Source organism: Nocardioides sp. P5_C9_2 (assembly GCF_054049555.1).
On the sequence record NZ_JBFUMD010000312.1, the window covers coordinates 1 to 4,777 of the forward strand.

Genomic DNA, 4,777 nt, shown 5'->3' on the forward strand with positions numbered 1-4,777 from the left:
GGGCCCACTCCGGTGCGATGTGGCTCAGCGGCCGCCCCGGATCGGCCCCGGTGCTCGCGCCCGGCGAACCGGCAGGTCTGATCGAGCGCCACCTCGCCGACTACGCCGCGGCCACTGCAGCGCGCACCGGCACACCCGCGGACGGTCGCGCGCCGTTGGCGGACTCCCGCCTGCTCGGCGAACGCGCGGCCCTGGCCGAGCTGTCGCGACGAGGACCGTTCTCGGCTGGTCGCGCATTCCGGGCCGTGCCCACCGCAGACGGATGGCTCGGCCTCTCGCTGGCGCGCCCCGACGACCTCGACCTGGTGCCCGCGTTGGTCGAGGGCGCCGTCGCCGATCCATGGGATGCCGTCGCCGCCTGGGCCCGAACCGGCACGACCGGGGAGGCGTTCGAGCGCGCCCGCCTGCTCGGTCTTCCCGCGGCCGCCTGGCCACCGGCGCCCGCCACCAGGCCGGCGGTCCGCCGCGAACCCGGGGCGCGACGCGCGCTGCCCGAACGCCCCCTCGTCGTCGACCTCACCTCACTGTGGGCCGGGCCGCTGTGTGCCCATCTCCTGGGTCTCGCGGGCTGCCGCGTGGTCAAGGTGGAGTCGACCCGCCGGCTCGACGGTGCCCGGCGCGGGCCGGCCGCCTTCTACGACCTGCTGCACGCCGGCCACGACTCGGTCGCGCTCGACTTCACCGACCCCGACGACCGCCGCCGCCTTGCCGACCTGCTCGGGCGGGCCGATCTGGTGCTGGAAGGCTCGCGTCCGCGGGCCCTCGAAGCGCTGGGCATCGACGCTCGGGAGTACGTCGCCAGCGGAGTGTCGTGGCTCTCCATCACCGCTCGCGGAAGACAGTCCGACACCGTCGGATTCGGCGACGACGTGGCCGTCGCGGCCGGCCTCGCCGTGGTCGACGGTGATGACCTGCTGCCCGTCGGCGATGCGCTCGCCGACCCCCTCACCGGGGCCGCAGCCGCGGCCGCTGCCGCACAGGCCCTGCTGGCAGACGAGGCCAGCCTGCTGGACATCTCCATGCTCGACGTCACGCGGGAGGCGGTCGGTCCCACCCCCGACGCCACCGTGATCCACCACGACGGGGACTGGTGGGTCGACACGGCGACGGGCCGCCATCTCGTCGCCGCACCCGTCGCCCGCCCAGCCCCCGGGCCCGCTGCCGCTGCGGGCCAGCACAACGAGGTGTGGTTGCCGTGAAGCGGATCCTGCGCATCGCCGACGTGGCGTGGCCCCAGGGACCGGATGCTGCTCGGCACTGCGAATGCTCCATGGGCGACGATCCACACCGCCGCGATCGCACCGCCGCCAGTGGGCAGAGGCGGGCCCCCTGCCCGTTCCGACCTGCCCTCGGCGTGTTGCCAGTAGGCTAATAGTCTAATCTGGTACAAGGATATGTCAGTTAGCGGTCGAGAGGAATCCCCAGTGAGTGTCGTTGAGACTGCCGGTCACGGGCGAGTGCGGGTCCCCAAGACCGCCGAGGTGGTCGCGCGCACGCTACGCGCGCAGATCGTGAGCGGAGCGATCGGGGAGGGCGAGCCACTGCCCAGCGAGGCCACCCTGATGGAGCAGTTCGGCATCTCGCGTCCATCGCTGCGCGAAGCGTTCCGGATCCTGGAGTCAGAGCGCCTGATCGAGGTCCGCCGCGGCTCGCGCGGCGGCGCCCGCGCGGTCAAGCCCGACGTCGCGGTGGCGGCTCGCTACCTCGGCGTGATCATGCAGTTCGATCGTGTCCCGCTCAAGGACGTCTTCGTCGCTCGTGCCTACTTCGAGCCTCTCGGGTTCCGATTGTTGGCCGATTGCGCCGACCGGGAGGCCGCCGTCGCAGAGCTGCGCGAGCTGTTGGACGAGCTGAGCAGAGCCTCGTCGATTCCAGCCGCCTATGTCGACTTCTTCCTTCGCCTGTTCAGCCTCGCCGGCAACCGACCGATGGAGTTGCTCTACGGGGCACTGACCGAGGTGGTGGGCACCGAGCTGGAGGACGCCACCGAGAGCAACGTCGGCACGGGCGCCAGTGTCAAGAAGGCCTTGGGCAAGGGACTCGACCTGGCCGAGAAGGGTGACGGCAAGGCGGCGGCCGAGTACTGGACCAAGCAGATGCTCTCCGTCATCGACACGGTCGCCGAGAGTCACGCCGGCAAGACCTTGGTCGAGGCGACCGGCGACGACTACTGACCTCAGCTCGACGATGGGGCCCCGGTTCCGCCAGCGGACCGGGGCGTTGTCGATGACGGGGCCGATCCGCCCACGCCATCGTGGGCTCCACGCTGTCGTGCCTCGAGGTCGGGCAAGAGGTGTGGCCCGAGCACCCGGGCCCACGACCGGGCCGCTGCTCGACCCGGCGCACGAGATCGAGCGCCCCATCGACGAGGAGTCCTAGCCGGCTCGCTCAGGGTGCCAGCGAAGAAGCGGTGGCGGACGCCACGGCCTGCGCGTCGAGCGACTCGGCCGCGCGCTGGGCGGCAACCCGGCACTCCGGCATCGCGAACGGGGTCGGGGTCATGCTCGGCAAGCACCTCGCCGAGCATGACGACCGGCCGTCCGAGAGGTCGGGTCAGAAGGCGGTACAGCCGGCGTCGACCCGCAGTTCGGTGGCGGTGACGAACTTCGACTCGTCCGAAGCCAGCCACAGGACGGCCTCGGCCTGGTCCTCGGGCATGGTGATGTCCACGTCGAGCATGTTCATGAACATGGGCGCAATCCGCGGGTTGTCGGCGAAGAAGTCCCCGATCGAGGTCATTGCGTCACCACTTCCCATGCCGGTGAGCACCCCGGTCGGATGCACCGTGTTGACCCGGATCTTGTGCTGGGCGAGCTCGGAGGCGTAGGCCCTCATCAGGCCGACAACGGCGTGCTTGCTGGCGGTGTAGGGCGACAGGAACGGCTGGCCCTTGAGTCCGGCCACCGAGCTGGTCAGGATCATCGAGCCGCCACCGGCCGCGATGAGGTGCGGAGCCGCGAGCTGGATGGTGTTCCAGGTGCCGGTGACGTTGATGTCCTGGATGATGGCGAAGTCCTCGGGCGTGACCTTGTCCCAGGGCTTCATGATCATGATGCCGGCGTTGGCGACGACGACGTCGAGCTTGCCGAAGGTCTCCACCCCCAGATCGATCGCAGCCTGGAGCGCCGCCCGGTCCCGGATGTCGGCCTTGGCTGCGACGATCTTGCCGCCAGATCCCTCGACGAGGGCAACGGTCTCGGCGAGATCGTCGTCGGTCGCAGCGTTGTAGAGGACCTGCGGGAGCGGAGCGCAGATGTCGACCGCGATGATCGCGGCACCTTCCTGGGCGAGGCGCACTGCCTCGGCACGGCCCTGACCGCGAGCCGCTCCCGTGATGAGAGCGACCTTGCCCTCAACGCGTCCAGACATGAGTTCCTTCTTTCTTTCGGTGGGTGGTGGCCTTCCGGGGCGCGACTCGAGCTCATCGATCTCGGCCTAGGCCTGCTCGGTGGAGCTCGCGCGGGTCGCGCTGACCCGGAGGACAGACAACGGGCGCACGAGAGGCTGCAGGCGCAGGTGAGGCGATCGGGGCGTCGAGCCCGGCCAGTCGATGCTCGAGGACGGTCATCCTGGGGCCTGCGCGATCCGGCGCTGCTCATCGGCGTCGACGACCTTGACCCGCGGACGTCCGGTCTCGGTGCCGGCACCGATCTCGAAGGCGTCTATCGCCTTCCAGCCCTTGATGTCGATCAGCGGCAGGCCACGGGTGGCGAGGAGCTCGTCGAGCTCGGCACTCCCGCCGGCGGGGTCGGCGAGCTTTCCGGCGGCGCAGTCGTCGAGCAGGCTGGCGACCGTCTCGGCAGCGCAAGACCGGTTGGTGCCGATCACGCCGCTCGGCCCGCGCTTGACCCATCCGGCGGCGTACGTGCCGGCGGCCGGCACGCCCGTGATCGGGTCGAGCACCCTGCCAGCGTCGTGGCTGAAGCGACCACCAGGCAGTCCGACATCCAGGTCGGCGACACCTTCACTGAGGTAGCCGGTGGCCCGCAGGACGAGTCCGGCCTCGATCCTCTCACCGCCGGTGGCTTCGAGCCCGATCACGTGGTCGTTGCCGAGGATCACGGCCGGGGTCACGTTGAACCGGAGGACGAGCCGTTTGCCTCCTGTGCGGGGCGCGTTGGCGGCCGAGGTGAGCAGCGCAGCCTTCTGCCTCAGAGCGAAGCCAGCCGGGCTGATCTCGTCGTCGGCCTCGGCGGCAGCCGCGACCTCCGCCGCGTCGGCGGGGTCGACGACGAGATCGATGTCGGGGTCGTTGATCAGTGCCCGCAGCTCCGGGGAGGTGAAGGCTGCGAACTCGGCGCCGCGGCGACCCAGCACCACCACCTCCTCCACGGACGAGCCACCGAGGTCCGCGAGAGCGCCCGGGGCGAGCTCGGACTCGCGCAGTCGCTCGGTCGGAAGGAGCAGCAGACGCGCCATGTCGAGCGCGACATTGCCGTTGCCGATGATGACGGCCCGTTCGTGGCTCAGGTCGAACTCGTGCGCCGAGTGGTCCGGGTGGCCGTTGTACCAGCTCACGAACTCAGCCGCCGAAGTGCTCCCGGGCAGGTCCTCGCCCGGCAGTCCGAGCTTGCGGCCCTGCGGGGTGCCGGTGGCGTACACGACCGCGTGGTGGGTCTCGAGCAGGTCGGTGTGGGTCAGATCGCGACCGATCTCCAGACCGAGACGGACGGTGGTCTGCTTGTAGCTCGCCACCTGGGCGAATGCGTCGGCCGCCCCCTTGGTCTTGAGGTGGTCCGGCGCGACGCCGTGCCGGACGAGGCCGTACGGCGTGGCG

4 protein-coding genes are annotated in these 4,777 nt (G+C 70.7%); 2 read left to right on the forward strand and 2 right to left on the reverse strand.

Translation table 11 applies throughout. The features are described from left to right. Together ACXJKL_RS14775 and ACXJKL_RS14780 are read left to right on the forward strand one after the other, a co-directional pair. The coding region (locus tag ACXJKL_RS14775) for a CoA transferase (protein WP_457207802.1) at positions 1–1,199 on the forward strand (1,199 nt) is incomplete at its 5' end. A 282-nt stretch (positions 1,200–1,481) separates the two neighbouring features. Beyond that, positions 1,482–2,174, forward strand: coding sequence for a FadR/GntR family transcriptional regulator (locus ACXJKL_RS14780; RefSeq protein ID WP_457207803.1), 693 nt, complete (start codon positions 1,482–1,484; stop codon positions 2,172–2,174). A gap of 379 nt (positions 2,175–2,553) precedes the next feature. Here the strand turns inward: ACXJKL_RS14780 and ACXJKL_RS14785 are convergent, their stop codons facing one another. Then, a complete protein-coding gene (locus ACXJKL_RS14785) occupies positions 2,554–3,369 on the reverse strand; it encodes a mycofactocin-coupled SDR family oxidoreductase (RefSeq protein ID WP_457207804.1) in 816 nt (271 codons plus the stop codon). A 195-nt stretch (positions 3,370–3,564) separates the two neighbouring features. Then, on the reverse strand, positions 3,565–4,777 hold a 1,213-nt coding region (locus ACXJKL_RS14790; RefSeq protein ID WP_457207805.1), incomplete at its 5' end, for an FAD-dependent oxidoreductase.